Raw genomic sequence first — 25,304 nt, 5'->3', positions numbered from 1 at the left:
CGCACTGTGGCGAGGATAGAGCCATGCCTGACTGTGAAATCAGCTTCGACCTGTCGCGAATCGATTTCCGGGCGACGTCGGATCTGTTGATGGCGAGCTACTGGGGCGCTGGCCGCAGCGACGAAATGCATCGTCGCGCCTTTGCGAATTCGTTCTGCGCCGCCGCCTATATCGACGGCGAACAAGTCGGTTTCGGCAGGGCGATCACCGACCGCACGGTGTTCGCCTATCTCGCCGACATCATCGTCTGGCCGCAGCATCGCGGGCGTGGCATCGGCTTGCGGCTGGTGCGGGCACTTATCGACCATCAGGAGCTAAGCACCGTTTCGCACTGGAGCCTGTCGACCAGCGATGCGCACGGCATGTACGAGAAGCTGGGTTTCAGGCCGTCGACCGATGGCCGATATATGCGCCTTGATCGTACACCGACGTCCTGACGGGCGATGAGTGCAATTGTTGCAAATTCGTCTCATTGCTTGGACCAGATGCCGTTTCGGCGGCGGCCTGCCTTGGCGAAGCTATAGGGCGTCTCTATAAGGACTTCTCCGCGATTCCCTTCAGGGAGGTCCGAATGCCAGGATTTGACATCGTTATGCGAGGCCGCGAGGCCTAGGTCTGCGCCGGTGTTCCGAAGTATCGGAACCACTCCGGACGCAGAAAAGGCATTTGCCGCTGCCGGTCGCCCCCTTGGGCAGCCGACCAACCATAGCCGAACCTCCGCATTCATGGGCAATCAGCCCCAACGCGGTTTTTTCCGTTTTCGACTTTACCGGGATCGGGCTTATTGCGCCCGAATGACATCATGGCTCGTTTTAAGATCGATTTGCGCGCGAGCGCGTTTCGCAGTGTTCTTGGCTTCACTTTTCTCCATTGGCGGCGCCAGCCCTGGCGGCTTTCGCTGATCATGGGTGGCTTCCTGCTGTCGACGCTGGCCGACGTCCTGACACCTCTCTATTCCGGCCGGCTGGTCGATGCCGTCGCCAGCAGCGCCGGCGCGGACCCCATTGCCTGGAATGCCGCGATGACGGCGTTTTCCATGCTGATGGCGCTGGCCCTGACCGGCGTCGTGCTGCGCAACCTTGCCTTCATGGCGATCGTCGAGCTGACGCTGAAGATGATGGCAGACATTGCCGCAGACGCCTTCCATCGCGTGCAGCGCTTCTCCACCGACTGGCATGCCAACTCCTTCGCCGGCTCGACCGTGCGCAAGATAACGCGCGGCATGTGGGCGCTCGACCTGCTGAACGACACTATCCTGATCGCCTTGCTGCCGTCGGTCGTCATGCTCGTCGGTTCGACGCTGCTGCTCGGCTGGTTCTGGCCGCTGATGGGCGTGGTCGTGGCCGCGGGCTCGGTACTGTTCATCACGGTGACGGCGATGCTGTCGCTGGGCTATGTCGCGCCGGCCGCAAGGCTCGCCAATACCTGGGACACGCGCCTCGGCGGCTCGCTCGCCGATGCAGTGAGCTGCAATGCCGTGGTCAAGGGCTTTGGCGCCGAGGAGCGCGAAGAGCGTCGCCTTGCCAGGGTGGTCGCCAAATGGCGGGCGCGCACGCGGCGCACCTGGGTGCGCGGCACCATCAACGGCACCACGCAAGGGGCGCTGCTGCTGGTCATGAGGGCCGCGGTGATCGGCCTGTCGCTGATGCTGTGGTCGTGGGGGCAGGCGAGCGCCGGCGACGTCGCCTTCGTGCTGACCTCGTTCTTCGTGCTGCAGGGTTATCTCCGGGATATCGGCACGCACATCCGCAACCTGCAGCGCTCGATCAACGACATGGAGGAACTGGTCGATTTCCAGTCCGAGCCTCTCGGCATCGAGGACCGGCCTGGCGCCAGGCCGATCCGGATCACGCGAGGGGCCATCGGCTTCGACAAGGTCACCTTTCACTACGGCAATCACCGGTCGCCGCTCTATCGCGACTTTTCGGTCGACATCGCGCCGGGTGAACGTGTTGGGCTCGTCGGCCATTCGGGTTCGGGCAAGACGACCTTCGTCAAGCTCATCCAGCGGCTCTATGACGTGAATGCCGGGAAGATCCTGATCGACGGCCAGGATATCTCTGATGTGGCGCAAGCGTCGCTGCGCGGCCAGATCGCGATCGTCCAGCAGGAGCCGATCCTGTTCCATCGGTCGCTGGCCGAGAACATCGCCTATGCCAGGCCAAGCGCGACGCAGGAGGAGATCGAGCATGCCGCCAGGCTGGCCAGCGCGCATGATTTCATCGTCAACCTGCCGAAGGGCTACGGCACGCTGGTTGGCGAGCGTGGCGTGAAACTGTCGGGCGGCGAGCGGCAGCGCGTGGCCATCGCGCGCGCCTTTCTTGCCGATGCCCGCATCCTGATCCTAGACGAGGCGACATCGAGCCTCGATTCGGAATCGGAGGTGCTGATCCAGCAAGCCATGGAACGGCTGATGGTCGGCCGCACGACGCTTGTGATCGCGCACCGGCTGTCGACGGTTCGGGCGCTCGACAGGCTGCTGGTTTTCGATCGCGGCAAGATCGTCGAGGAAGGGTCGCATGACGAGCTGATCCGGCTGAAGGGCGGCATCTACCGCCGCCTGTTCGAGCGCCAGGCGCTCGAACTGACCAAGGGGCTGGTGATCTGACCGAACCGGGGCCATGCGTGACGCATGGCCCCGGTCTTTTCAACACGCGCGCCATGTTCTATGTCTGCGGCACGGTGCGGGGGCGCATCTTGTCAATCACAAAGGCATCCGGTACGCCCCGCTCATGACAGTTACCGTTCGTTTCGCTCCGTCACCGACCGGCCGCATCCATATCGGCAATGCGCGCACCGCTTTGTTCAACTGGCTGTTTGCCGTGAACAACAAGGGCCGCTTCATCCAGCGCTTCGACGACACCGACATCGCCCGCTCGAAGCAGGAATTCTCCGACGCCATCCTCTACGACCTGCATTGGCTGGGCATTTTCCCGGACGCCACCGAATATCAGTCGCGGCGCTTCGAGGTCTATGACGCGGCGGTCGAGCGGCTGAAGGCGGCGGGGGTTCTGTACGCCTGCTACGAAACGCCGGAGGAACTGGATCTCAGGCGCAAAGTGCGCCGCACGCGCGGCCTGCCGCCGGTTTACGGCCGCGAGGCCTTGGCGCTGACCCACGATCAGATTGCCGAATATCAGGCCGATGGCCGCAGGCCGCACTGGCGCTTCCTGCTGCCCAATTTCACCGGCGATCCACAGCAGCCGGAGCGTACCGAGGTCCACTGGAACGATCTGGTGCGTGGCGAGGAAACCGTCGATCTGGCCTCCCTGTCCGACCCGGTCCTGGTGCGCGAGGACGGCACCTACCTTTACACGCTGCCATCCGTCGTCGACGACATCGATATGGGAGTCAGCCACGTCATCCGCGGCGACGACCATGTCACCAACACCGGCGTGCAGATCGCTCTGTTCAAGGCGCTGGGCGCCGAACCGCCGGTCTTCGGCCACCACAATCTCTTGACCACCGTGTCGGGCGAGGGACTGTCGAAGCGCACCGGGGCGCTGTCCATTGAAAGCCTGCGCGAGGATGGCATCGAGCCGATGGCCGTCGCTTCGCTGGCCGTGCTGGTCGGGACTTCGGAAAACGTCGCGGCCGCGCATGACCTGACCGAACTAGCCGGTCATTTCGACCCGGCCGCGACGTCGAAATCGTCGGCCAAGTTCGATCCGGACGAGCTTTTCGTGCTCAACCGCGTGCTGCTGCACCATATGCCGTTCGACGAGGCACGAGACAGGCTGATGGTGCTTGGTATCTCCGGCGAACAAGCAGAACCCTTCTGGCTGGCGGTGCGCGGCAATCTTGACCGGCTCGCTGATGCGGTCGGCTGGTGGCGCATCCTGCGCGAGGGGCCGCCGGAGCGATCCGAGTTCTCCGCCGACGATCGCGATTTTCTGCATCAGGCCTTTGATATCCTGCCAGAGGAGCCCTGGAACGGAACGGTCTGGAAGGACTGGACGGGCAAGATCAGGGAAGCGACCGGGCGCAAGGGCAAGGGGCTGTTCATGCCGCTCAGACTTGCCCTTACTGGACGGCCTTCGGGGCCGGAGCTTGCAGATTTATTGCCGCTGATGGGTCGGGAAGGAACGTTGGCCCGACGACCCTGACCTTACGCTGCTCCGGCGGCAGGGCTGAGACGGGCGACGTCACAGGCTTCGCGGAAAGCCGCTTGATGGCTTCGCGGTCGAGCCCGCCTTCTCTGTTGGCCAGCGTTTCCGGGTCGGCACCCGGATCTGGCTTGGAGGCCGGAACGGGAACGAAAGGCGCCGCGGCCGCTTCGGGCTGCGGTTGCGTCGGGTTCGACGGATTGCCGCCAATGATCTGGAAATTCTGCGCGGCGTTGCAGCCGCAGGCCGGCGGCCGCGACATGTTGGACTGCTTGTAGAGATAGGCGGTCGGCAATTCACTGTAGGGCCTGCCGGTGACCGATGACGTCATCGAGGCCGAATCATCATCCATGCCGCGCGAATAGAAGACCTGCATCTCGGTGCCGGGACAGCTCGATTCGCAATTCTTCTGGTCGCGTTCGAAATCGCTGGCCGAGGCGGCGTTCGACATGGGAAAGAAATAGCCGTCGCAGGTGCGCACGCAGGTGGTGTGAAATTCGCCGCCCGTGCCCTGAAAATCCGGAGTGCCGGACAGGTTCAGGACGCGGCGGATGTTGCGCTCCTCGCCGGAATCAACGGGCTGGTCCAATGTATCGACCTGTCGGCTGTCGCCGCCGAAAAGCTGGTCGAACAGGTTCGTGTTGTCGTCTTCCCCACGGTCGGCGTCCTGCTGCGGAGCGCGGCGTTGGGGAGCAGCGTCGTCGCGGCAGCCATTGGCGTCGAGCGCCGCCAGGATTCGGCCACGATCATGGCGTGAGCCGCCGCCGGCGAGCTGTGCACGCTTGGCCTGCAGGCTGTCGAGATTGGCGTTCATGCGCTCGATGGTGGCGTTGAGCCCGGCGCATTGATTGATGTTGCGGGCAAACAGCGAAAACCCGCACCCGGCGCTGCTCGCCTGATCGCGCGCCCTCGATATCTGTTGGCGCTGCCTATCGATCGCTGCATCGTATTTCCGGATCATTGCCGGACCGCCGCCGCCGCGCGAAGCCGCGGCAAGATCGGCCTCCAACTGGCGGCAGACCCGCGAGGCGGCCTGTGGCTCGGTGATCGCGGCGCCGGACAGGAAGAGGCCGAGCAGCACGGCAGCATACGCCTGCTTCCACCCTCCGCCTGTCATCCGCCCAACTCCGCCATCGTCCGCAAGGCTACCGTGTTCGCGGTTAATCGCAGTTTACCGCGAAATCTTGGCTCAGCCCAGGTTGGCGATCGCCTGTGCCTTGTGCGCGGCCTCGACCACGGCCAGCGCCGTCATGTTGACCACACCGCGTGACGTGACCGAAGGCGTCAGAATGTGCGCCGGCTTGTCGGTGCCGAGCAGGATCGGTCCGACATGCAGCGCGTCCATCATGGCGCGCAGTGCCGTCAGCGTGATGTTGGCCGAATCGAGGTTCGGGAACACCAGGAGATTGGCTTCGCCCTTCAGGCGCGAATGCGGATAGACGCGCTGGCGCAGATGTTCCGACAAAGCGGAATCGGCATGCATTTCGCCGTCGCACTGCAGTTCCGGCGCGATCCGCGCCAGGATCGCCGCCGCCTGCCGCATTTTGAGCGCGCTCGGCGAATCGCGCGAGCCGAAGTCGGAATGGGAGAGCAGCGCTGCCTTCGGCTCGATGCCGAAGCGCTGGATTTCCTCCGCCGCCAGCACGGTCATCTCGGCGATCTCCTCGGCCGTCGGGTCGACGGAGACGTGGGTGTCGGTAAGGAAGATGATGCCGCGCTGCGAGATCAGCATCGACAGCGTCGACAGGTCATGGTCCCTGATGCCGGTGCGCGGCCCGATGATCAGCGTGACGTTGCGCAGATGCCGCTCGAAGCGCCCTTCGAGGCCACAGACCATGGCGTCCGCATCGCCGCGCTTCAGCGCCAGGGCCGCGATCACCGTATTGTCGGTGCGCACCATCGTGCGCGCGGCCTCCGTCGTCACGCCGCGCCGGCCCGCGAGTTCGATCAGGAGGTCGACATAGTGGCGATAGCGCGGATCGTCCTCGGGGTTGATCAGGCCGAAATCGACGCCCGGCTTGATGCGCAGGCCGTAGCGTTTCAGCCTGACTTCGATGACATGCGGACGGCCGATCAGGATCGGCTCGGCGATGCCTTCCTCGAGCACCACCTGGGCGGCGCGTAGCACGCGCTCGTCCTCGCCATCGGCATAGATGACGCGCTTGGCGCTCGAAGCCTTGGCGGACGAGAACACCGGCTTCATCACCAGGCCGGAGCGGAAGACGAAGCGATTGAGCTTGTCGACATAGGCGGCGAAGTCGGTGATCGGCCGTGTGGCGACACCGGTGTCGCATGCCGCCTTGGCAACCGCCGGCGCGATGCGCAGGATGAGACGCGGATCGAAGGGCGAGGGGATCAGGAATTCGGGTCCGAAGATCGGCGTCTCGCCGGAATAGGCGCGTGCGGCGACGTCCGATGGCTCCTCGCGGGCAAGGGCGGCGATGGCCCGCACCGCGGCCATCTTCATCTCCTCGTTGATGGCGCTGGCACCGCAGTCGAGCGCTCCCCGGAAGATGTAGGGAAAGCAGAGCACGTTGTTGACCTGGTTGGGAAAATCGGACCGGCCGGTGCAGATCATGGCGTCGGGACGCGCCGCGCGCGCCGCTTCCGGCATGATCTCCGGATTGGGGTTGGCCAGCGCCAGGATCAAGGGCTTCGGCGCCATATGCTCGAGCAGTTCCGGCTTCAGCACGCCCGCCGCCGAAAGGCCGAGGAAAACGTCGGCGCCTGGGAGGACATCGGCAAGCGTGCGCGCCTCGGTGTCCTTCACATAGGGGTCTTTCCAGCGATCCATCTCGTCGGCCCGGCCCTTGTAGGCGACGCCGAAGCGGTCGGTGACCCAGATGTTTTCGACCTTGGCGCCAAGTGAGACCAAGAGGTTCAGGCAGGCGAGCGCGGCCGCACCCGCGCCGGAGGTGACGATCTTGATGTCCGATATGGTCTTGCCGGCGAATTCCAGCCCGTTGAGCACGGCGGCGGCGACGATGATGGCGGTGCCGTGCTGGTCGTCGTGGAACACCGGTATGCCCATGCGGGCCTTCAGCCGTTCCTCGACTTCAAAACACTCCGGCGCCTTGATGTCCTCTAGGTTGATACCGCCGAAAGTGGGCTCGAGAGCGGCGACGGTCTCGACCATGCGCTCGATCTCCGGGGCGTCGATCTCGATGTCGAAGACATCGATACCGGCGAATTTCTTGAACAGGACCGCCTTGCCTTCCATGACCGGCTTCGAGGCCAGCGGGCCGATATTGCCGAGGCCCAGCACGGCCGAGCCGTTGGAGACGACACCCACCAGATTGGCACGGGCCGTGTAGTCGGCGGCGGTCGCCGGGTCGTCGCGGATTTCGAGGCAGGGGGCGGCCACGCCGGGCGAATAGGCGAGCGCCAGGTCGCGCTGGTTGCCGAGCGGCTTGGTGGCCTGGATCTCAAGTTTTCCCGGCGTTGGGTGCTTGTGGAAGTAGAGGGCGGCTTCGTCGAGGTCCGAACGTGCTGTTTTCTTGTTCTCGCCTTCCATGCGGCCGCTCCCTCGAAACCTGCTTCGAGAGTCCTTTTAGCATGAGGTCAGCGGTTTTCGCGACGCTAATTGACGCGCCGGTGGCTTTATGGGTCGGCGCGTCGAAAATCACTATATATCAGGTACTTGCGGCTGTTTCATGCCAGATGAGTCGCGCCGCTTTGCCGCCCCTCCGATCAGAAGGCGCTGACGTAGAGACCCCCGTCGACGGGTATGTTCTGTCCGGTCAGATAGCCGGCATGAACCGAGCACAGGAAGGCGCAGATCTGGCCGAATTCCTCCGGCGTGCCGAGTCGCTTGGCCGGCACATCGGCGCTGATGCGGGTCTTGCGCGCCGCGGCCGCGGCGGGATCCTCGACCGTGCCGGCCTCGTGCGGGCCGCGCAGCCGGTCGGTGTCGAGCTTGCCGGGCAAGAGAGAGTTGATGGTGACGTTGCGGTCGATCACCGTTCGCGCCACGCCGGCAAGGAACGAGGTCAGGCCCGCGCGCGCGCCGGACGACAGGTCAAGGCCGGGGATGGGGACATAGACCGACAGTGAGGTGATGTTGACGATACGGCCGAAGCCGCGCGCCGCCATGCCATCGAGGACGGCCTGCACCAGCTCGATCGGCGTCACCATGTTCTGGGTGACGCCTTCGAGGATCTTGGCGCGATCGAGCTCGCGGAAATCGCGAAGCGGCGGCCCGCCATTGTTGTTGACGAGGATGTCGGGTTCGGGACAGGCGGCAAGCAGCGCCTTCTGCACCTCCGGTTTCGAAACGTCGCCGACGACTTCCATCACCGTCACGCCATAGCGCTGGCGCAGCTCGGCGGCGGTTTTCGCCACCAGCTCCGCGTTGCGGCCGTTGACGACGATATCGCAACCGGCTTCGGCCAGCGCCATGGCACAGCCTTTCCCAAGCCCCTTGCTCGAAGCGCAGACGATTGCCTTCTTTCCCCTGATGCCGAGATCCATGACGATTTCTCCTGTGATTTGCCCGTCAGGCTAGCGCCAGCGCTGGACCAATCGCAACCGTCATACGGTTGTTGCATGAATCGGGGCATAGGCTGCTCGAAAGCAAGGGTGAAATCGCGATGTCAGGCCAAGAGCCCCGCACTTTCCGCAGCATGTTCATTTCCGACGTCCATCTGGGCTCGAAGGCGGCGAAGGCCGAGTTCCTGATCGATTTCCTGCGCTACCATGACGCCGACATCATCTATCTGGTCGGTGATATCGTCGACGGCTGGCGGCTGCGGCGCAGCTGGCACTGGCCGCAAAGCCACAACGACGTCGTACAGAAACTGCTGCGCAAGGCGCGCAAGGGCGCCAGCATTACCTATATCGCCGGCAACCATGACGAGTTCGCTCGCCAGTTCCAGGGCGTGCATTTCGGCGGCATCGTCGTCGCCGACCGTGCGATCCACGAAACCGCCGATGGCAAGCGCCTGCTCGTCATCCATGGCGACCAGTTCGACACCGTCGTCCACAATCAGCGCTGGCTCGCCTATCTCGGCGATCATGCCTATGACGCCGCGATGATCGTCAACCGCGTGGTGACGCGGCTGCGCCAATTGCTCGGCCTGCCCTACTGGTCGTTCTCGTCCTGGGCAAAGGTCAAGGTCAAGAAGGCGGTCAACTTCATCGGCTCGTTCCAGACCGTGCTCACCGAGGAGGCGCGCCGCTCGCATGTCGACGGCGTCATCTGCGGCCATATCCACCATGCGGCGATCGAGAATTTCGAGGACGTGCGCTACATCAACACCGGCGACTGGGTGGAGAGCTGCACGGCCGTGGTCGAACATTTCGACGGCCGGATGGAAATCCTGACCTGGGCGCATGTCCTGCCCGAGGCGCCGGACGAGCCTTTCATCCCGTTGCTCATCGAAGATCGGGTCGTGCAGGCGGCTTGAGCCGAATTCCCACGAGAGTTCGGCATTAATCGATTAGTCCAACCGGTTTCGCCCGGTTTTCCGCTATGTTAAGGGTCGATCCACGCTGCTGATCGGCCGATCGATTGCGGCGTGATTGGATCGATTCATGTCCCTGCCGCCGCTTTCCCCAGAACAGCTCGTCAAGCCGCGTCATTTCGAACTGCGCATGAGCCTGATCTTCGGCACGCTGTTCCTGTCGCTTGGCACGCATCTGCCCTATTTCCCCCTCTGGCTGCAGGCCAAGGGGTTTCGCGCCGAGCAGATCGCCGTCATCCTGGCGGCGCCCATGTTCATGCGCGTGGTGACGACGCCGTTGCTGACGACACTCGCCGATCGGGCGAGGGACCGCGCCGATATCTATGTCGCGCTGGTGGCGGCCGCGCTGCTTTTGTCAGCAGGGTATTTTCTCACGCCGACCTACGCGGCGGTGCTGGCTGTGTCGCTGGCGCTGACCATCGTCTGGACGCGCATTCGCCGATCGCCGATTCGCTTGCGCTTTCGGGCGTGCGCCGCTTCGGCTCGAACTACGCCAGCATGCGCAAATGGGGGTCGATCTGTTATCTCTGCGCCAATGTCGCGGGGGGCTTCATCCTGGCGGCCACCGGCCCTCAAGCCGTTCCGGTCATCATATTCCTGGCCCTTGGCGCGGCACTCGTCGCGGGCTTGGCGGCGCCGCGCATGGGACGGCCGCGCAAGGCGTCGCCGCTGTCGGCCGTGGAAATCCAGCACGCGGCGCCGAGCCTGTTCAACGCCTATTTCCTCTACTTCACCCTTGGCGTCGGCATCATCACCGCCAGCCACGCATTCCTCTACGGCTTCGTTTCCATCTACTGGAAGTCGATCGGCCTCAGCGATTCGGTCGTCGGCCTGCTGTGGGCCTGGGGCGTGGTGTCCGAAGTCTGCATGTTTCTGTTTTTCAACCGCATTTTTGCCTCCGTGCCCGTCGTCAGGGTGATGGTCATCGCCGGCATCGGGTCGATTGTGCGCTGGATCATCTTTCCACTGGTATGGCCGCTCGGCCTTGGCATCGCCGGCTTCTTCGCCGTGCAGTCTCTGCATTCGGTGTCCGTCGCGATGGTGCTGATCGGCCTGCAGAAAATGATCGGCGAGACCGTCTCGGAAGAGCGCACGGGCGCCGCGCAAGGCATCGCCTATTTCTTCAACGGCTTCTTCATGGCCGCCGTCACGCTCGCCTCCGGTCCGCTCTATGACCGTTTCGGGGTCGACGGTTTCCTGGCGATGATCCCGATCGCGATCGTCGGCCTGGTGCTGATCTGGCTTGCCGCGCGGTCAGCCCCACAGCACCCGGTCCGGCGGTGAGACCAGCGAACCCTTGTAGACCAGGCCCGGCTGGCGGTCGCGCGCAAGCAGCAGCGGGCCGTCGAGGTCGACGAAGTCGGCTCCTTGCGCAAGCAGCACCGCCGGTGCCATCGCCAGCGATGTGCCGACCATGCATCCGACCATGATGCCGACCCCCAGATCCCGAGCCCGGTCGCGAAGCACGAGCGCCTCCGTCAGGCCGCCCGTCTTGTCGAGCTTGATGTTGACCGCGTCATAGAGGCCGACCAGCGAACCGAGGTCCTTTGTCTCATGCACGCTTTCGTCGGCACAGATCGGCACCGGATGCGCAATCCGGCGCAGGATCTCGTCGTGTCCGGCGGGCAGGGGCTGTTCCACAAGCGCGATGCCATGTTGTGCGGCAAAGGCGAGATTGGCCTCAATGTTCTCGTCGGTCCACCCCTCATTGGCATCGAGGATGATACGGCTTTGCGGCGCAGCTTCCGTGACGGCTCGAATCCTGGCCATGTCGTTTTCGCCCCCGATCTTGACCTTGAGCAGAGGCCGCATGGCATTGGCACGCGCCTGCGCCGCCATCGCCTCCGGTTCGGCAAGCGACAATGTATAGGCTGTTTCGAGGCTCGACAGCGGAACGGCATGCATGGCGTCGGCCACCGGTATTCCGCTGATCTTTGCCTCGAGATCCCAAAGGGCACAGTCTACAGCGTTGCGCGCGGCGCCGCCCGCCATGGCCGAGAGCAGGGCGGTCCGATCCATGCCGCCGGCAACCTGTTCGCGCATCGCCTCTATTGCGTCGCGCACACCGTCCATGGTCTCGCCGTAGCGCTTGTAGGGAACGCATTCGCCGCGCCCGACATGCCCGTTTTCACGGATCGTGCAGGTGATGACCTCGGCCTCGGTCTTGGAGCCGCGCGAAATGGTGAAGGTTCCGGCGATCGGGAAACGTTCCGCCTCGACCGAAATGACACGCGCCATATTTTTCTGCTCCGGCTATGCGAGAAGGGTTGTCGGCAAATCGACAAGATCGGACCCATCAGGCTAAACAGGACGCCATGTTGACCATAGGCAAGCGCAACGCAAGCGGTACGACCGCCTCGGAGGCTGACCACGACCCACGCGTGGCGGTCGGCGAGGAGGGCGGCGTTCTCGGTTGCGCGTTCTCCGGGATCTGGACCACACGGACCGTCGCGCTGATCGACGCCGACATGCGCAAGATCGAGAAACGAAGCGGTTTCAAGACCTTGGCCCTCGATCTTTCGAAAATCGAGAAAATCGATACCGCCGGCGCCTGGCTGATCGACCGGCTGGTCAGCGTCTTCGAGAAGAAGAACGTCGAGGTCCAGTTGCAGGGTCAAAGCGAGATCGCTTCGATCCTGCTCGACGCCGTGGGCGAAGCCGTGCGCCGCGAGCCCGAATCGGGACCGGCGCCGCCGCCGAACATCATCATTCGTGCCCTGGAGGCGGTTGGCCGGCGCGTCTACGAGATGCGCGACGATTTCCTCGCCTCGATGAACATATTGGGCGCCACCATCCGCGGCGCGCAGATGAAGCTCGGCCGCGGCCATGCCGTGAACCCGGCGGCGATCTTCAACCAGATCGATCGCATGGGCGTCGGCGCCATTCCGGTGGTGGTGCTGATGTCGGCGATCGTCGGTGCCATCGTTGCCCAGCAAGGCGCCTATCAGCTCCGCTATTTCGGCGCCGATATCTTCGTCGTCGACCTCGTCGGCGTGCTGATCCTGCGCGAACTCGGCGTGCTGATGACGGCAATCATGATCGCCGGCCGCTCCGGCAGCGCGATCACCGCCGAGATCGGCTCGATGAAGATGCGCGAGGAGGTCGACGCGCTGAAGGTCATCGGTCTCAATCCGATCGGCGTCCTGGTCTTTCCGCGCCTGGTTGCGCTGGTGATCGCCTTGCCGTGCCTGACGATCATCGCCAACTTCGCCGCACTCGGCGGCGGCATCGTCGCGGCCTGGCTCTATTCCGACATTCCACCGGCCGCTTTCCTCGACAGGCTGCGCGTCGCCATCGATCTCAGCACCATCTTTGCCGGACTGATCAAGGCTCCGTTCATGGCGATGATCATCGGCACCATCGCTTCCGTCGAAGGCATGAAGGTCGGCGGCAGCGCCGAGTCGCTCGGCCAGCACGTGACCGCCTCGGTGGTGAAGTCGATCTTCGTCGTCATCATCCTCGATGGGCTTTTCGCCATGTTCTACGCAGCGATCGAGTTCTAAGATGGCGAAGGGCAATGGGGCGACGACGCAGGAGCAGGACGAGAGCGAAATTGTGCTCTCGGTGCGCGACGTCACGGTTGCCATCGAGGACAAGCAGATCCTCGACAAGCTGTCGCTCGACATCAAACGCGGCGAGATCCTGGGTTTCGTCGGTGCGTCGGGCGCCGGCAAGTCCGTCCTGTTGCGAACCATTCTCGGGTTGATGCCCAAGCAGTCCGGAACGATCCGGCTGTTCGGGGTCGATGTCGACAAGGCAAGCGACATCGAGCGGCTGCGCATCGACATGCGCCTTGGCGTGCTGTTCCAGCATGGCGCCCTGTTTTCGGCACTGACCGTGCTGGAGAACGTGCAGGTGCCGATGCGCGAATATCTCGACCTGCCGAAGAAGCTGATGGACGAGCTGGCGCTGCTCAAGATCGAGCTGGTTGGGCTGCCGCCGGATGCGGCGCAGAAATTCCCGTCAGAGCTCTCCGGCGGCATGATCAAGCGTGCCGCGCTTGCGCGCGCCCTGGCGCTCGATCCGGACATCGTTTTCCTCGACGAGCCGACGTCCGGCCTCGACCCGATCAGCGCGGCCGAGTTCGACGAACTCGTCGTCAAGCTGCGCGACACCATGGATCTGACCGTCTATATGGTCACGCACGACTTGGACACCCTGTTCACCGCTTGCGACCACGTGGCGGTGCTCGGCAAGAAAAAGGTGCTGGTCGAGGGCACAATCGACGACATGCTGAGGAGCGAGGAGCCGTGGGTAAAATCCTATTTCCGCGGAAAACGCGCCCGGCAACTTGATCTTGCCACGCGTGCATAGCCATAAGTGAAGCAATGGAAACCAGAGCCAACTACGTCATTGTCGGCATTTTCACGCTGGTTGCGATCCTGGCGGCGTTCGGCTTCGTCTATTGGACGGCCGCGATCGGTGACAGGGGGGAGACGGCCCTGCTGCGCGTGCGCATCCCGGGCTCGGCTTCCGGCCTCGGCCGCGGCAGCTTCGTGCTGTTCAACGGCGTCAAGGTCGGTGACGTCAAGCGTGTCTATATCGACGTCGACAATCCGACTGTCGCCATCGCCGACACCGAGATCGATCGGCTGACGCCGATCACCAAGTCGACGCAGGCCGATATCGGCCTTGCCGGTCTTACCGGTCAGGCCAATATCGAACTCAAGGGCGCCGATCCCAAGGAAGTGAAGCTGCTCGACCAGGCGGAAAAGGAAGGCAAGGTCGCTGAGATCATCGCCAACCCGTCGGCCGTGACCAATCTGCTGCAGACCGCGCAGAACATCTTCAACCGCGCCGACAAGGTGCTGAGCGAACTCGAGGGCTTCACCAAGGATGTCCGCGGACCGCTGACGCAGACCGTGCACAACGTTCAGACCTTCTCCGATGCGCTGGCCAGGAATTCCGACGGCATCGACAAGTTCCTGTCCAGCGTCAGCGCGCTCTCCGACGAGTTGAAGGGTGTGTCCGGCAAACTCGACGGCACGTTGAAGGCGGCGGAAGGACTGCTCAATGCCGTCGACAAGGACAAGATCAAGAGCATCGTGGCCAATGTCGATACCGTGACCGCGAACCTCAAGGAAACGTCACGGCAGCTCGACGGCGTCATCAGGAATGTCGATACCGCGGTCGGGTCGGTCAATGACTTCGCCAAGCAGACGCAAGGCACGTTGGCCAAGGTCGACGGGGTGCTCGACGGCATCGACCCGACGCAGGTGCGTACGGCTTTGGCCAACATCCAGAAGGCCAGTGAAAGCGCCAACAAGGCCGCCGCCGATATCGCCGTCGTGACCAACAAGTTCGCCAACCGCGCCGACGATATCGACCAGACCATCAAGGACGCCAAGCAGCTTGCGCAACGGCTCAACGATGCTTCGGTGCGTGTCGACGGCATCCTCGCCAGGGTCGACACCTTGCTCGGATCGGGCCAGGCCGATGGCGTGATGGCCGATGCCAGGGCGACGCTGAAATCATTCAAGCAGGTTGCCGATACGCTGAATGCGCGGCTTGGGACCATCACCGACAATCTGGCGCGCTTTTCGGGCCAGGGCCTTTCGAACGTCGAGGCGCTGGTGCAGGACAGCCGCCGTTCGATCAGCCGCATCGAGGAGGCGGTGACAGATCTCAGCCGCAACCCGCAGCGCATTCTCTCGGGTGGCGAAGGCGAGGTTCGGCAGTTCGACGGCAGGGCGCGGCGTTGACTTGGGCGTCTGCTCGCCCCAGAAACAATCATTGCGGATGTAGGTTATTTTTGAGGTCGATAAATAACGGGGATAGTAGGGGGCGTGCGTGAAGTCGATTGTGTCCAGATCGGGCGTGGCATTGCTTGCCTTGGCCCTCGCCAGTTGCGCGGCTCTGCCGGGCGGCGGACCCGCGCCGCTCGACACGTTTGAGCTGTCGGCACCTTCGGTCGAGGCACATGGCCACAGCCGTCGCCAGATCCTGATTGCGCAGCCTTCGGCGCTCAAGGCGCTGGACAGCCAGAACATCGTCATCAAGCCCTCCGACCGCTCGATCCAGTATCTGAAGGGCGCGCAATGGGCTGACCGGCTGCCGCTGATCGTGCAGGCGCGGTTGGCCGAGACGTTCCAGCGCTCGGGCAGTTTTGCCGGCGTCGGCAAGCCGGGCGAGGGGCTGGCGATCGATTACCAGGTGATTGTCGAGATCCGATCCTTCGAAGTGCGCGTCGAGGGCGGCGAACACGCCGAGGTTGACCTGTTCGTGCGCATCCTCAACGACCGCAATGGCGAGGTGCGCGCTTCCAAGAGCTTCACCGCGACCGCGCCCGTTTCGGGGCGCGGCAATTCCGCCTATGTCAGTGCGCTCGACAGCGCGTTCGGGGATGCCGCCAAGCAGATCGTTCGTTGGACCGATTCGGTGATCTGAGCGCCAGGGGCGGCGACGCTTTCTGCCGGCGCTCGAAGGCATCAGGCCGCAGCTTTCCAGTCTTCATCAGGTGCTGCAAGGTGTAGATCGGGGACGGCGCATCGTCGAGCGCGTCGTGTCCCTGCAACGGCGGGTGGTCGACGCCATAATGGTCCGCAAGCTTGTTGCTCGGCGTCCTGGCCAAATCCTTGATCGGTATCCCAACCGCGAGCTTTACGGCGTTGCCAAACCGGGTGGCCGGGATGGAAGGGGAAATGCCCGCGAATAGCAACTGATGGCGATCATGTTCAGTTCGTCCTTGTCCCAGGACAGAACAGCGCCCCATGGGAACAGGGTCAGCATGCGCCGAAAAGTTTAGTTCAGGCACAGGCGGGACCATGGCCCCGCCTGTTCAATTCCTGGCTTAGTGCAGGCGGCCGCTGGCGTGCGCCAGCATGGTGTAGACCTTGCCGGTATCCGACGTGAGATAGGTCTGGGCCATGATGTTGTCGCGATCGTTGCGCGACACATCCTTGAGCAGCTTCTCGAAGTCGTCGCAGTAGCGGTCGACGGCGGCGCGGAATTCGGCCTCGGCCTGATACTTGCGGCGAATTTCGTCGAATGTCTGCTGACCCTTCAGCGTGTAGAGCCGGCGGGTGAAGACGTCACGCTCGCCGCGCCGATAGCGGTTCCACAACTCGATCGAGGCATCGTGGTCGATGGCCCGCGCGATGTCGACGGAGAGCGAGTTCAGCGATTCCACGACATGCAACGGCGAGCGCTGGGCAGGGGTTGCGCGCGGTGCTTCCGCGGGCGCTGCCGGTGCCGTGGGCCTGAGGTCCGCGTCGTTCGATGCCGCGGTCAGGAGATCGCGCACCCAGCCGCCCTGTGGCGCCCGGGCACTGGCGTCGGAGCGCGGGCGCGATGCCGCTTCGGCCGGGCGCTCGAGGTCGAGCGTGCCGCGCAGCACCGTGCCGCCCAGCGGCGCCTGCGGCGCACGAAGTTCCGGCTGCGGTGCCGGGGCACGACGCGGTGGTTCGGCGGCGCGTGGCGCCGGCGCTTGCGGCGCCGGGCGCAGGCCGCGCGGCTCCGAGGCGTCGCCGCCGCGACCGGACTTCGCAACGATGTCCGAAAGCTCCTTCAAGGCATTGATCTGCTCCGAGACGGCGCGGCGGATGGCAGAGGTCGATTCCTTTGCCTCTTCCGGCATCTCGATGACGCCCTTCTTGAGTTCGGCGCGGGTGAGGTCGAGTTCGCTCTTGATCGAGCCGGCGGTGCGACGCATCTCCTCGGTCGCATCGGCGAAGCGCTTGGTGGCCGAATCGACGACATCGGTGATGGCGTTGCGGATCTTGTCGGCGGACTCCAGCGTCTTGCCCTCGGCGTTCTGCAACGTCTGGCCGACGAGGTTTTCGAAGGAGCGCATGACCCTTTCGAGGTCCTCCGATTTCTTGACCAGGCCAACGGCGAGATCTTCAAGCGACGACTGTCTTTCCAGCGTGTGCTCGAGGTTGCTCTGGGCCGAGCTCAGGAGGTCCGAAGCGCTGGCCAGCAGGCGGCTATGCTCGTCGAACTTGGTGGCGATCGATGCCACCTCGCGCAAGGTCGACGACGACAGCTCCGTCAGCCTTGTGGTGTTGGAATCGACCAGGCGCGCCGAGCTGGCAAAGGTCTGGGCCGCCTTTTCGGTGGTGGCCGCGAAGCTTTGCGTGCTTCCCGTCAGGCGTTCGTCGACCTGGCCGAGATTGACCGCGGCCTGCTCGATCAACTGACCGAGCTGCGAACTGGACTTGGTCATACGGCCGATGAGGTCGGCGACGCTGTCGGACAGCGACGAGCGGGCGCCTTCGACCGCGGACAAGGTCTCGGCGGTGCGGCTGGCGAGCGCGTTGACGAGAGCTGCATTCTCGCTGCGCAGCTTCTCGGCGGCGCGTTCGGTGACCTCTTCCATGCTCTTTTGCAGTTCGGAGCCACCCTGGGCGAAGCGCTCGACCAACGGCCGTGCGGTCTCATCGAGGATCTTCGACATCTCGGCCGACCTCGCCGCGAGCATGGAGTTGAGCTCGCGGGTATTGGCGCCGATCGTCTTGGCGGCGTCGTTGGTGCTTTGGCCGATATGCTGGCCAACCGCGGTAAAGGTCTCCGCGATCACATTGGCGCGCGAAACGAGCTGTGCCTCGGCGGTCGAAACCTGCTCGTTGAGCCTCTGGCCGATCGTTTCCGTGGTGTTGGCGAGCCGGTTCTCGACCCCGGCGATCTGCTCCTCGACGCGAGCGGCCGCGGCCGCCGCGCTCGATGCCAGACGCTCGTCGGCGCCGGCAAGCGCCTGCTCAATTTCGCGGGCATGCACGGCCAGTTCTTGGCCGGTCTGGCGCGCACGGTCGGCGACCCTCTGCTCGGTGCTGGCGAAAGCACCGACGATGGTCTGCGCGTGCTCGCCGATCGTCGAAGAACTGTCGGCGATGCGCGTAACCAGACGCTGGTCCGCCTCGTCGAAGATACGGCCGATTTCCGACGCACGGTTGGACAGCGCGTCCGACCCTTCCGCGATGCGCGCGACCAATTGCTGGTCGGCGGCGTCGAAGATACGGCCGAGATCGGATGCACGGGCGGCGAGCGCCTCGGCCGATTCGCCGATACGCATGCCGAGCCTCTGGTCGGCGCTTTCGAAGTTACGCAGGATGTCGCCGGCGCGGGCGGCCAGCGACTGTGCCGTCTCGACGGCACGGGCAACCAGCTTCTGGTCGGCGTCGTCGAACGTACCGACGATCTCGCCCGCGCGGGCAGCCAGATGATCGGCGGTTTCCTGGGCCCGGGCAGCAAGCTGATCCGCGGTTTCCCGAGCGCGCGCGGCGAGCTTCTGGTCCGCCGCGTCGAAGGTGCCGGCGATTTCGCTTACACGGGCGTTTAGCTGATCGGCGGTTTGCTGGGTGCGCGCGGCGAGCCTCTGGTCCGCCCTGTCGAAGGTGCCGGCGATTTCGCTGGCACGGGCAGCCAGCTGATCGGCGGTTTCGTAGGCACGGGCCAGCAGGGAGCTGGAGGTATCGTCGGCACGGGCAAGCAAGGCGTTCGACGTATCTTCCGCACGGGCGTGGAGGCGGCGATCGGCCTCCTCGAAGGTACGGGCAATGTCTTCGGCCCGCGCCAACAGGGCCGCGGACGTCTGTTCGGCGCGCTCGGCGATCTTGCGATCCGCGTCGCTGAAGGCCGCGCCGGCCTGCTCATGCAGCGCGCTGGTGACTTCCAGGACCTTTTCACGCAATGCGCCGGCAACGAAGACCGCGCTCCTCTCGAGTACGCCGCGAACATTGTCGACACCGGTCGAGAGCGCGCGCTCCATGGTCCCGGCGCGTTCCTCGATGATACCGGTCTGGCGGCTGAACGCCTGCTCGATCTTGTCCACATCGGCTGCGATCGCGGCCGAAATGTCGGTGCTCCTGGCAGCGATCTGGTCGATGTGGCCGGACAGGGAACGATCGACATCCTTGCGGGTCTCGGCGAGCTTGCCGAGATCGTCTTCCAGAGCGCGGCTCAACATGTTGCGGCCTTCGGCGAGCTTGCCGACATGGCCGGAGATGATGTCATCGATGTCGCCGCGGCTCTCGGTCAGCTTCTGCAGATCGGCTTCGAGCGCGCGTTTGAGAATGTCGCGGCCTTCGGCCAGCTTCTCCACCTGACCGGCGACCAGGCCGTCGATGCTGGAGCGGCTTTCGGCCAGTTTGGCCAGATCGGCTTCGAGGGCGCGCGTGAGAATGTCGCGGCCTTCGGCCAGCTTCTCCACCTGACCTGCGACCAGGCCGTCGATGCTGGAGCGGCTTTCGGCCAGCTTGGCCAGATCGGCTTCGAGGGCGCGCTTGAGAACATCGCGGCCTTCTGCCAGCTTCTCCACCTGGCCGGCGACCAGACCGTCGATGCTCGAACGGCTTTCAGCCAGCTTGGCAAGGTCGTCCTCGAGCGCCCTCGACAGGGTCGAGCGATCCTGGACGAGCCTTTCGGCGTGGCTGTTCACCAAGCCGTTGACGCTTTCAAGGTCGGCTTCGAGAGCCCGGGCGAACTGTACGCGGTCATCCACCAGTTTCTGCGACTGATCGGCAACGGTACCCCTGATCGTATCGAGATCGGCCTCGAGCGCACGCTTGAGGATGTTACGGCCTTCGGCCAGCTTCTCAACCTGGCCCGAAACCAGACCATCAATACTCGAGCGGCTCTCGGCCAGTTTGGCGAGATCGTCTTCCAATGCCTTGGAAAGTGTCGATCGGTCCTGTGCAAGCCTTTCCGCATGGCCCTGGACAAGGCTGTTGACGCCTTCAAGATCAGCCTCGAGGGCCTGGGCGAACTGGGCGCGGTCATCGATCAGCCTCTGCGACTGGTCGGCAACGGTGTTCTTGATCGTGTTGAGGTCGGCTTCCAGCGCCCGCCGCAGGATGTCGCGGCCTTCGGCCAGCTTCTCGACCTGGCCGGCGACCAGCCCGTCGATGCTGGAACGGCTGTCGGCCAGTTTGGCAAGGTCGTCCTCGAGAGCCTTCGACAAGGTCGAACGATCCTGAACCAGCCTGTTCATGTGATCGGCGATGACGCTGTTCACATTCTGCAGGTCGGCTTCCAGGACCCGCGAAAGCTGGCCGCGGTCCTCCGCCAGTTTTTCCGACTGGCTGGATATGACGCCCTTGATCGTGTTGAGGTCCGATTCCAGCGCGCGCTTGAGAATGTCGCGGCCCTCGGCCAGCTTCTCGACCTGACCGGCGACCAGTCCGTCGATGCTCGAGCGGCTTTCGGCAAGTTTGGCAAGGTCGGCTTCGAGCGTCTGCGACAGCAGGCTGCGGTCGTTGGCAAGCCTTCCCGAATGATCGTCGAGCAGGGTCCTGATGCCCGAGAGGTCGTTCTCGAGCGAACGGCCAAGCTGGCTGCGGTCTTCCGCCAGCTTTGCCGAGTGGGTCTCGATCAGGCTCTTGATGCCGACAATGTCGTTTTCGAGCGCCTTGGCGAGCACGGCGCGGCCTTCGGCGATCTTCTCGACCTGGTCGGCGACCAGGCCGTCGATGCTGGCGCGGCTGTCCGACAGTTTGCCTAGATCTGCTTCCAGGGCGCGCGACAGGATGTTGCGGCCTTCGGCCAGCTTACCGACATGTCCGGCGACCATTTCATCAATGATCGTACGGGCTTGCACAAGCTTCCCGGAGTCTTCATTGAGAGCCAGCGAGAGCCGGTTGCGGCCTTCTTCCAGCCTTTCGAGATGACTGCCGAGCGACGCATCGATGGCAGCGCGCGATTCGTTGACCTTACGCAGATCCTCTTCGAGGGCACGTGCGATCAGGTTGCGGCCTTCGGCCAGCTTCTGCACCTGGTCGGTCACCGCCGCATCGATGCCTTCGCGGCCTTCGGCGAATTTCGCCAGATCCGCCTCCATGGCGGCCGCCATGCGCTCGCGGCTTTCCGACAGCTTGCGGCTGTGGTTTTCGACGGCTTCCTCGATGCCGGCGCGGGCGTCGGCGAGCCGCTGGATATCGGCGTCGAAGGAACGCGAGACGACATGACGCGCCGCTTCCATGCGCCCGGCGAAATCGCTGGCGCGGGCCTCCAGCATGCTCGATGTCGAGGTGACGATGTCGGCCATGTCGGCGCCGATCTGGGTCTTGCCCTGATCGATCATCGCGGCCAGCGTATCCTTGCTCTCGGCGAAGGTGTGGGCGATTTCACGGGCGCGTTCGACCAGCGTCTCGTTGATCTGGCGCGCGCGCGCCTCGAGTGCCGCGTTGAGTTTCTGCGTGCCGGTGTCCAGCGCCTCGGCGCGGGTCTGGAATTCGCTGATCAATGCCTGGCCGCGTTCGGCGAGCGTGCGCTCGATGCCGTTGAGGCTGGCCTCGAATTCCGAATTGAGGGTACGCGCGGCGCCGCCGAGCAGCGACACCATGCCGGTGGTGCGATCGTCGAGCAGATCGGTCAACGACCGGGTCAGGCCGTCCGTCGTATCCGTCAGCTTGGCAATGCGCGTGTCGAGCAGGCTGGCGAAAGCCTCGCCGGAGGTCGACAGCCGGTCGGTGATGGTATCAAGCCGGCCTTCCACCGAATCGAAGATCGACAGAGAGCTTTCGTTGATGCGGTCGATCAGCGTGTCGCCGGAATTGGTGATCGTCATCGACAGCTTGGTCGATGCGTTGAGGATGCTGTCGCGAATGATGTCGCTGGCGGCACCGATTTCGTCTTTGAGCGTCTCATGCGCGCCGGCGATCGAGGCGCGGACGCGCTCGGCATGGGTGACGACCGCCTCGCGCTCGCTGCCGAGCCCGTCGACGAGCGAACGGATCCGGTTCTCGTTTTCCGTATAGGAGCGCTCGATCTGGTTGACTTCGCTGTGGACCAGGGTTTCCAACTCCACCGCGCGGGCAAGCGTGCGTTCGATGCCTTCGCCCATGGCCGCCACCTCGCGGCGAACGGCCTGGCCGATCATCATGACGCGATCCTGAGCCATGTTTTCCGGCTCGGTCAGGCGGAAGGCCACTTCCGTCATCGACTGGGCGGCGATGCGCATGTCCTGGGCACGGCGAATCATCGCCGCGAAGGCCCAGAACAGGATGACCGGCACGATCGCCGCGACCGCAAGCCCAATCAGCTCGGGACGGGCAAAGAACTGGTCAAGCGTGCGGATATGCCAGATGCTCGCTCCAAAAAGCAGGTTGGCCAGCCCGGCGGCGCCCGCGATCCAGGCGAGCGAAACAAAGGCAATGACCCAATAGACGGTGTTGGAGGCACGCTTGTTCAGGCTGTGCAGGAGCGTCTTGTAATCCTTCTGGCGATCGTCATTGGCAGGCGCGAAGCCCGCCGCGGGCTGGCCGCCATTGCGTGTTTCCACAGGGCGCAGTTCGGTGGGCTTGGGCGCGGGCTGGGTTTTGAGCGCGGGCTGAGCGGCCTCGGCCTGATTGGCGGCGGGAGCCGGCTTCTGGTTACGTCCCTCGCGGGCCAGCTCGTCGGCGGCCTGGGATATCTGCGCTTCCAGATCTTCCATCGAAGCCGCGATATCGAGGTCGCCGCTGCCGAGATCACCGCTGAGGTCGATATCGAGCGCTTTTTCGAGCTCCCTGGCCACATCGCTGTCGAGAGTTCTGGTCGTCGTCGTCGTTGGTTTCTTCGCCATGCCTTCGCTACCCTGTACTAGCTGCCGCGGGCTTATAATTCTGTTTGTGGTACCCCCGCGCAGGAGGCTGAAAATGGACCCTCGTATCGTAATGACACAGGGGGGTAAAGAAAACATGCATTCCGCGGGATACGTAAAACTTTAAATATAAGGTTAACGGAACTGTGATTTGGGCGCCGTTTTCGCAACATTTTTCCGGGCCATTCGTTAACCCGTTGTCCATTGGATTCGCCTAGTTTTTTCAGGCGGCCGAAGAAAACGGAGTTCGAGTTCATGCGTGGCGAAAGCGGCATTGCCTTCTCAATGCCCGGGGGCGACGTATCGGGAACGGGGCGGTCCAGGCCGGTCGATTTGGCACACCTTGCCCGGCAGACGATGGGTGACCGCAGCCTAGAGCAGGAAGTGCTGGCGCTGTTTGTACAGCAGGCGCTGTCGGTGCGCGACAAAATAGTCGATGCCGACCTCAAGGACCGGCTTCTGCTGGCTCATGGATTGAAGGGGTCGGCTCGCGGTGTCGGCGCCTTCGCCATCGCCGATTGCGCCACCGAGATCGAGCGTCGGCCTGATGACGGCCAGACACTGAAGCGGCTTGGCACGCTGATCGACGAAGTGCGCGATTTCATCGCCGCCATCAGTCGCTGATCCAGTTTGCGGAAAAACGTCACCGAGCGGCGCTTTCGCGCGGCAGTTGACTTGTCTGCCAGAGTGATTATCTCGGCGGAAACTCCCTTCAGGTGACAAATGACCAAGCTGACCTTCATCGCCCATGACGGCACACAATTCGACGTGGATGCCGAAAACGGCTCGACGGTCATGGAAAACGCCATCCGCAATGCCGTACCAGGGATCGAGGCGGAGTGCGGCGGCGCCTGTGCCTGCGCAACCTGCCATGTCTATGTCGATGAGGCGTGGACGACGGAAGTCGGCGAGCCGGAAGCGATGGAAGAGGACATGCTGGACTTTGCCTACGACGTGCAGCCGAACTCGCGGCTGTCCTGTCAGATCAAGGTGCGCGACGCACTCGACGGCCTGGTGGTGCGGGTACCAGAGCGCCAGGGCTGAAAGCCGAATTTTTCCTGCCGCCGCTTGGCAGCAGGCCGGCGGTCATGCAGTCTCGCGCCAATCCAGCAGCGAGGGCACACCGCATGACCGGCATCATCAAGACAGACGTCCTCATTGTCGGGGCAGGGCCGGTCGGCCTGTTTGCCGTCTTCGAACTCGGCCTGTTGGACCTGAAGTGCCACCTGATCGACATTCTCGACAAGCCCGGCGGCCAGTGCGCGGAGCTCTATCCGGAGAAGCCGATCTACGACATCCCCGGCTGGCCTTCGATCTCGGCACAGGGACTGGTCGACAAGCTGCTCGAGCAGATCCACCCGTTCAAGCCTGACTTCACCTACAACCGCATGGTTTCCAGCCTCGATACACTGGAAGACGGCAGCTTTCGCGTCACCACCGACGAGAACGAGGTGTTCGAGGCCAAGGTGGTGGTGATCGCCGCTGGCGGTGGCTCATTCCAGCCCAAACGCCCGCCGATTCCCGGCATCGAAGCCTATGAAGGCAAAAGCGTCTTCTATTCGGTGCGGCGCATGGAGGATTTTCGCGGCCATGACCTTGTCATTGTCGGCGGTGGCGATTCGGCACTCGACTGGACGCTCAACCTGCAGCCGGTGGCCAAAAGCGTGACGTTGGTGCATCGCCGGCCTGAGTTCCGCGCGGCGCCCGACAGCGTCAACAAGATGTACGCCATGCAGGAGATGAAGCAACTGGAATTCAGGGTCGGCCAGGTGAGCGGGCTCGCCGGCGCCGACGGGCTGCTGTCATCGGCTACAATCAAAGGCGGTCCGGACGGCGACATCGAAGTGCCCTGCACGCGCATGCTGCCGTTCTTCGGCCTGACGATGAAGCTCGGGCCGATCGCTGAATGGGGGCTCAACCTCCACGAGAATCTGATCCCGGTCGATACCGAGAAGTTCCAGACCTCGGTGCCCGGGATCTTCGCCGTCGGTGACATCAACTGGTATCCGGGCAAGCTGAAGCTGATCTTGTCGGGATTCCACGAGGTGGCGCTGATGGCGCAGGCGGCCAAACGCATCGTCAACCCGGGGGAGCGAATCGTATTCCAGTATACGACCTCGTCCACCAGCCTGCAGAAGAAGCTCGGCGTTTCCGGCTAGCTAGGCCGTTCACCGTTTCATGGAAACAGCGAATTGCCGTAACTCTTTGTCTTGACGCGGT

The 25,304-nt window shown here is 63.9% G+C and carries 17 protein-coding genes and 2 pseudogenes; 12 read left to right on the top strand and 7 right to left on the bottom strand.

Annotated features, from left to right (window positions below):
• The first annotated feature begins 23 nt into the window (after positions 1–23).
• The 3 genes from FJ958_RS04485 (at position 24) to gltX (ending at position 4,106) form a co-directional block, all read left to right on the top strand.
• Positions 24–437: a GNAT family N-acetyltransferase gene (locus FJ958_RS04485; RefSeq protein ID WP_140739914.1), complete on the top strand. Its 414-nt coding sequence runs from the start codon at positions 24–26 to the stop codon at positions 435–437.
• 365 nt (positions 438–802) lie between these two features.
• On the top strand, positions 803–2,608 hold the full coding sequence (locus FJ958_RS04480; protein WP_140739911.1) for an ABC transporter ATP-binding protein: 1,806 nt from the start codon (positions 803–805) through the stop codon (positions 2,606–2,608).
• A 124-nt stretch (positions 2,609–2,732) separates the two neighbouring features.
• Positions 2,733–4,106, top strand: a complete 1,374-nt coding sequence (gene gltX / locus FJ958_RS04475) for a glutamate--tRNA ligase (protein ID WP_140739908.1) — start codon at positions 2,733–2,735, stop codon at positions 4,104–4,106.
• On the opposite strand, the gene FJ958_RS04470 is transcribed toward gltX, so the two are convergent.
• The 3 genes from FJ958_RS04470 to FJ958_RS04460 form a co-directional block, all read right to left on the bottom strand.
• The gene (locus FJ958_RS04470) at positions 4,024–5,223 is read right to left on the bottom strand and encodes a DUF2865 domain-containing protein (RefSeq protein ID WP_140739904.1); all 1,200 of its coding nucleotides are present in this window, start codon (positions 5,221–5,223) and stop codon (positions 4,024–4,026) included. The two genes, gltX and FJ958_RS04470, sit on opposite strands and share 83 nt — an antisense overlap.
• Positions 5,224–5,295: 72 nt before the next feature.
• The gene (locus FJ958_RS04465; RefSeq protein WP_140739901.1) at positions 5,296–7,620 is read right to left on the bottom strand and encodes an NADP-dependent malic enzyme; all 2,325 of its coding nucleotides are present in this window, start codon (positions 7,618–7,620) and stop codon (positions 5,296–5,298) included.
• 176 nt (positions 7,621–7,796) lie between these two features.
• Positions 7,797–8,576: an SDR family oxidoreductase gene (locus FJ958_RS04460; protein ID WP_140739898.1), complete on the bottom strand. Its 780-nt coding sequence runs from the start codon at positions 8,574–8,576 to the stop codon at positions 7,797–7,799.
• Positions 8,577–8,695: 119 nt separating this feature from the next.
• Here FJ958_RS04460 and FJ958_RS04455 point away from each other — a divergent pair, with 119 nt between their 5' ends.
• The gene (locus FJ958_RS04455) at positions 8,696–9,511 is read left to right on the top strand and encodes a UDP-2,3-diacylglucosamine diphosphatase (RefSeq protein ID WP_140739895.1); all 816 of its coding nucleotides are present in this window, start codon (positions 8,696–8,698) and stop codon (positions 9,509–9,511) included.
• Positions 9,512–9,536: 25 nt separating this feature from the next.
• Here the strand turns inward: FJ958_RS04455 and FJ958_RS31895 are convergent, their stop codons facing one another.
• Positions 9,537–9,743, bottom strand: a complete 207-nt coding sequence (locus FJ958_RS31895) for a hypothetical protein (protein ID WP_246679482.1) — start codon at positions 9,741–9,743, stop codon at positions 9,537–9,539.
• On the opposite strand from FJ958_RS31895, the pseudogene FJ958_RS04450 reads away from it, so the two are divergent.
• A pseudogene (locus FJ958_RS04450) lies at positions 9,699–10,852 on the top strand (MFS transporter). The gene FJ958_RS31895 and the pseudogene FJ958_RS04450 sit on opposite strands and share 45 nt — an antisense overlap.
• Here FJ958_RS04450 and dgcA read toward each other — a convergent pair.
• Positions 10,823–11,806, bottom strand: a complete 984-nt coding sequence (dgcA, locus tag FJ958_RS04445; RefSeq protein ID WP_140739892.1) for an N-acetyl-D-Glu racemase DgcA — start codon at positions 11,804–11,806, stop codon at positions 10,823–10,825. The pseudogene FJ958_RS04450 and the gene dgcA overlap by 30 nt on opposite strands.
• 77 nt (positions 11,807–11,883) lie before the next feature.
• Between dgcA and FJ958_RS04440 the strand changes: the two genes are divergently transcribed.
• From FJ958_RS04440 to FJ958_RS04425, 4 genes are all read left to right on the top strand, one after another.
• The gene (locus tag FJ958_RS04440) at positions 11,884–13,071 is read left to right on the top strand and encodes an ABC transporter permease (RefSeq protein WP_140739890.1); all 1,188 of its coding nucleotides are present in this window, start codon (positions 11,884–11,886) and stop codon (positions 13,069–13,071) included.
• 1 nt (position 13,072) lies between these two features.
• Positions 13,073–13,882, top strand: coding sequence for an ABC transporter ATP-binding protein (locus FJ958_RS04435; protein WP_140739889.1), 810 nt, complete (start codon positions 13,073–13,075; stop codon positions 13,880–13,882).
• Between the two features lie 14 nt (positions 13,883–13,896).
• Positions 13,897–15,270, top strand: a complete 1,374-nt coding sequence (locus FJ958_RS04430) for an MlaD family protein (protein ID WP_140739888.1) — start codon at positions 13,897–13,899, stop codon at positions 15,268–15,270.
• 88 nt (positions 15,271–15,358) lie between these two features.
• Positions 15,359–15,955: an ABC-type transport auxiliary lipoprotein family protein gene (locus FJ958_RS04425; RefSeq protein WP_140739887.1), complete on the top strand. Its 597-nt coding sequence runs from the start codon at positions 15,359–15,361 to the stop codon at positions 15,953–15,955.
• Positions 15,956–15,983: 28 nt separating this feature from the next.
• Here FJ958_RS04425 and FJ958_RS31890 read toward each other — a convergent pair.
• A pseudogene (locus FJ958_RS31890) lies at positions 15,984–16,264 on the bottom strand (exonuclease); the annotation flags it as partial.
• A gap of 94 nt (positions 16,265–16,358) precedes the next feature.
• On the bottom strand, positions 16,359–23,066 hold the full coding sequence (locus tag FJ958_RS04415; protein ID WP_140739886.1) for a kinesin: 6,708 nt from the start codon (positions 23,064–23,066) through the stop codon (positions 16,359–16,361).
• A 273-nt stretch (positions 23,067–23,339) separates the two neighbouring features.
• Between FJ958_RS04415 and FJ958_RS04410 the strand changes: the two genes are divergently transcribed.
• The 3 genes from FJ958_RS04410 to FJ958_RS04400 all read left to right on the top strand — a co-directional run bounded on the left by FJ958_RS04410 (position 23,340) and on the right by FJ958_RS04400 (position 25,243).
• Entirely contained in the window at positions 23,340–23,708 is a 369-nt protein-coding gene (locus FJ958_RS04410; protein ID WP_140739885.1) for an Hpt domain-containing protein, read from the top strand.
• A 99-nt stretch (positions 23,709–23,807) separates the two neighbouring features.
• Positions 23,808–24,128: a 2Fe-2S iron-sulfur cluster-binding protein gene (locus FJ958_RS04405; protein WP_140739884.1), complete on the top strand. Its 321-nt coding sequence runs from the start codon at positions 23,808–23,810 to the stop codon at positions 24,126–24,128.
• 83 nt (positions 24,129–24,211) lie between these two features.
• Positions 24,212–25,243, top strand: coding sequence for an NAD(P)/FAD-dependent oxidoreductase (locus FJ958_RS04400; protein ID WP_140739883.1), 1,032 nt, complete (start codon positions 24,212–24,214; stop codon positions 25,241–25,243).
• Positions 25,244–25,304: the final 61 nt, after the last annotated feature.

The organism is Mesorhizobium sp. B2-3-5 (assembly GCF_006442395.1).
GTDB lineage: Bacteria > Pseudomonadota > Alphaproteobacteria > Rhizobiales > Rhizobiaceae > Mesorhizobium.
Note: the sequence above shows the minus strand (reverse complement) of the source record. Positions and strands in the feature narration are given on the sequence as shown.

What these genes read in the sequence shown, in the direction of transcription:
- FJ958_RS04455 (WP_140739895.1), top strand. Translation starts at nt 8,696, where the DNA reads ATGTCAGGCCAAGAGCCCCGCACTTTCCGCAGCATGTTCATTTCCGAC.
- FJ958_RS04435 (WP_140739889.1), top strand. Translation starts at nt 13,073, where the DNA reads ATGGCGAAGGGCAATGGGGCGACGACGCAGGAGCAGGACGAGAGCGAA.
- FJ958_RS04480 (WP_140739911.1), top strand. Translation starts at nt 803, where the DNA reads ATGGCTCGTTTTAAGATCGATTTGCGCGCGAGCGCGTTTCGCAGTGTT.
- FJ958_RS04460 (WP_140739898.1), bottom strand. Translation starts at nt 8,576, where the DNA reads ATGGATCTCGGCATCAGGGGAAAGAAGGCAATCGTCTGCGCTTCGAGC.
- FJ958_RS04400 (WP_140739883.1), top strand. Translation starts at nt 24,212, where the DNA reads ATGACCGGCATCATCAAGACAGACGTCCTCATTGTCGGGGCAGGGCCG.
- FJ958_RS04470 (WP_140739904.1), bottom strand. Translation starts at nt 5,223, where the DNA reads ATGACAGGCGGAGGGTGGAAGCAGGCGTATGCTGCCGTGCTGCTCGGC.
- FJ958_RS04440 (WP_140739890.1), top strand. Translation starts at nt 11,884, where the DNA reads ATGTTGACCATAGGCAAGCGCAACGCAAGCGGTACGACCGCCTCGGAG.
- FJ958_RS04410 (WP_140739885.1), top strand. Translation starts at nt 23,340, where the DNA reads ATGCGTGGCGAAAGCGGCATTGCCTTCTCAATGCCCGGGGGCGACGTA.
- dgcA (WP_140739892.1), bottom strand. Translation starts at nt 11,806, where the DNA reads ATGGCGCGTGTCATTTCGGTCGAGGCGGAACGTTTCCCGATCGCCGGA.
- FJ958_RS04405 (WP_140739884.1), top strand. Translation starts at nt 23,808, where the DNA reads ATGACCAAGCTGACCTTCATCGCCCATGACGGCACACAATTCGACGTG.
- FJ958_RS31895 (WP_246679482.1), bottom strand. Translation starts at nt 9,743, where the DNA reads ATGCGTGCCAAGCGACAGGAACAGCGTGCCGAAGATCAGGCTCATGCG.
- FJ958_RS04430 (WP_140739888.1), top strand. Translation starts at nt 13,897, where the DNA reads ATGGAAACCAGAGCCAACTACGTCATTGTCGGCATTTTCACGCTGGTT.
- gltX (WP_140739908.1), top strand. Translation starts at nt 2,733, where the DNA reads ATGACAGTTACCGTTCGTTTCGCTCCGTCACCGACCGGCCGCATCCAT.
- FJ958_RS04465 (WP_140739901.1), bottom strand. Translation starts at nt 7,620, where the DNA reads ATGGAAGGCGAGAACAAGAAAACAGCACGTTCGGACCTCGACGAAGCC.
- FJ958_RS04415 (WP_140739886.1), bottom strand. Translation starts at nt 23,066, where the DNA reads ATGGCGAAGAAACCAACGACGACGACGACCAGAACTCTCGACAGCGAT.
- FJ958_RS04485 (WP_140739914.1), top strand. Translation starts at nt 24, where the DNA reads ATGCCTGACTGTGAAATCAGCTTCGACCTGTCGCGAATCGATTTCCGG.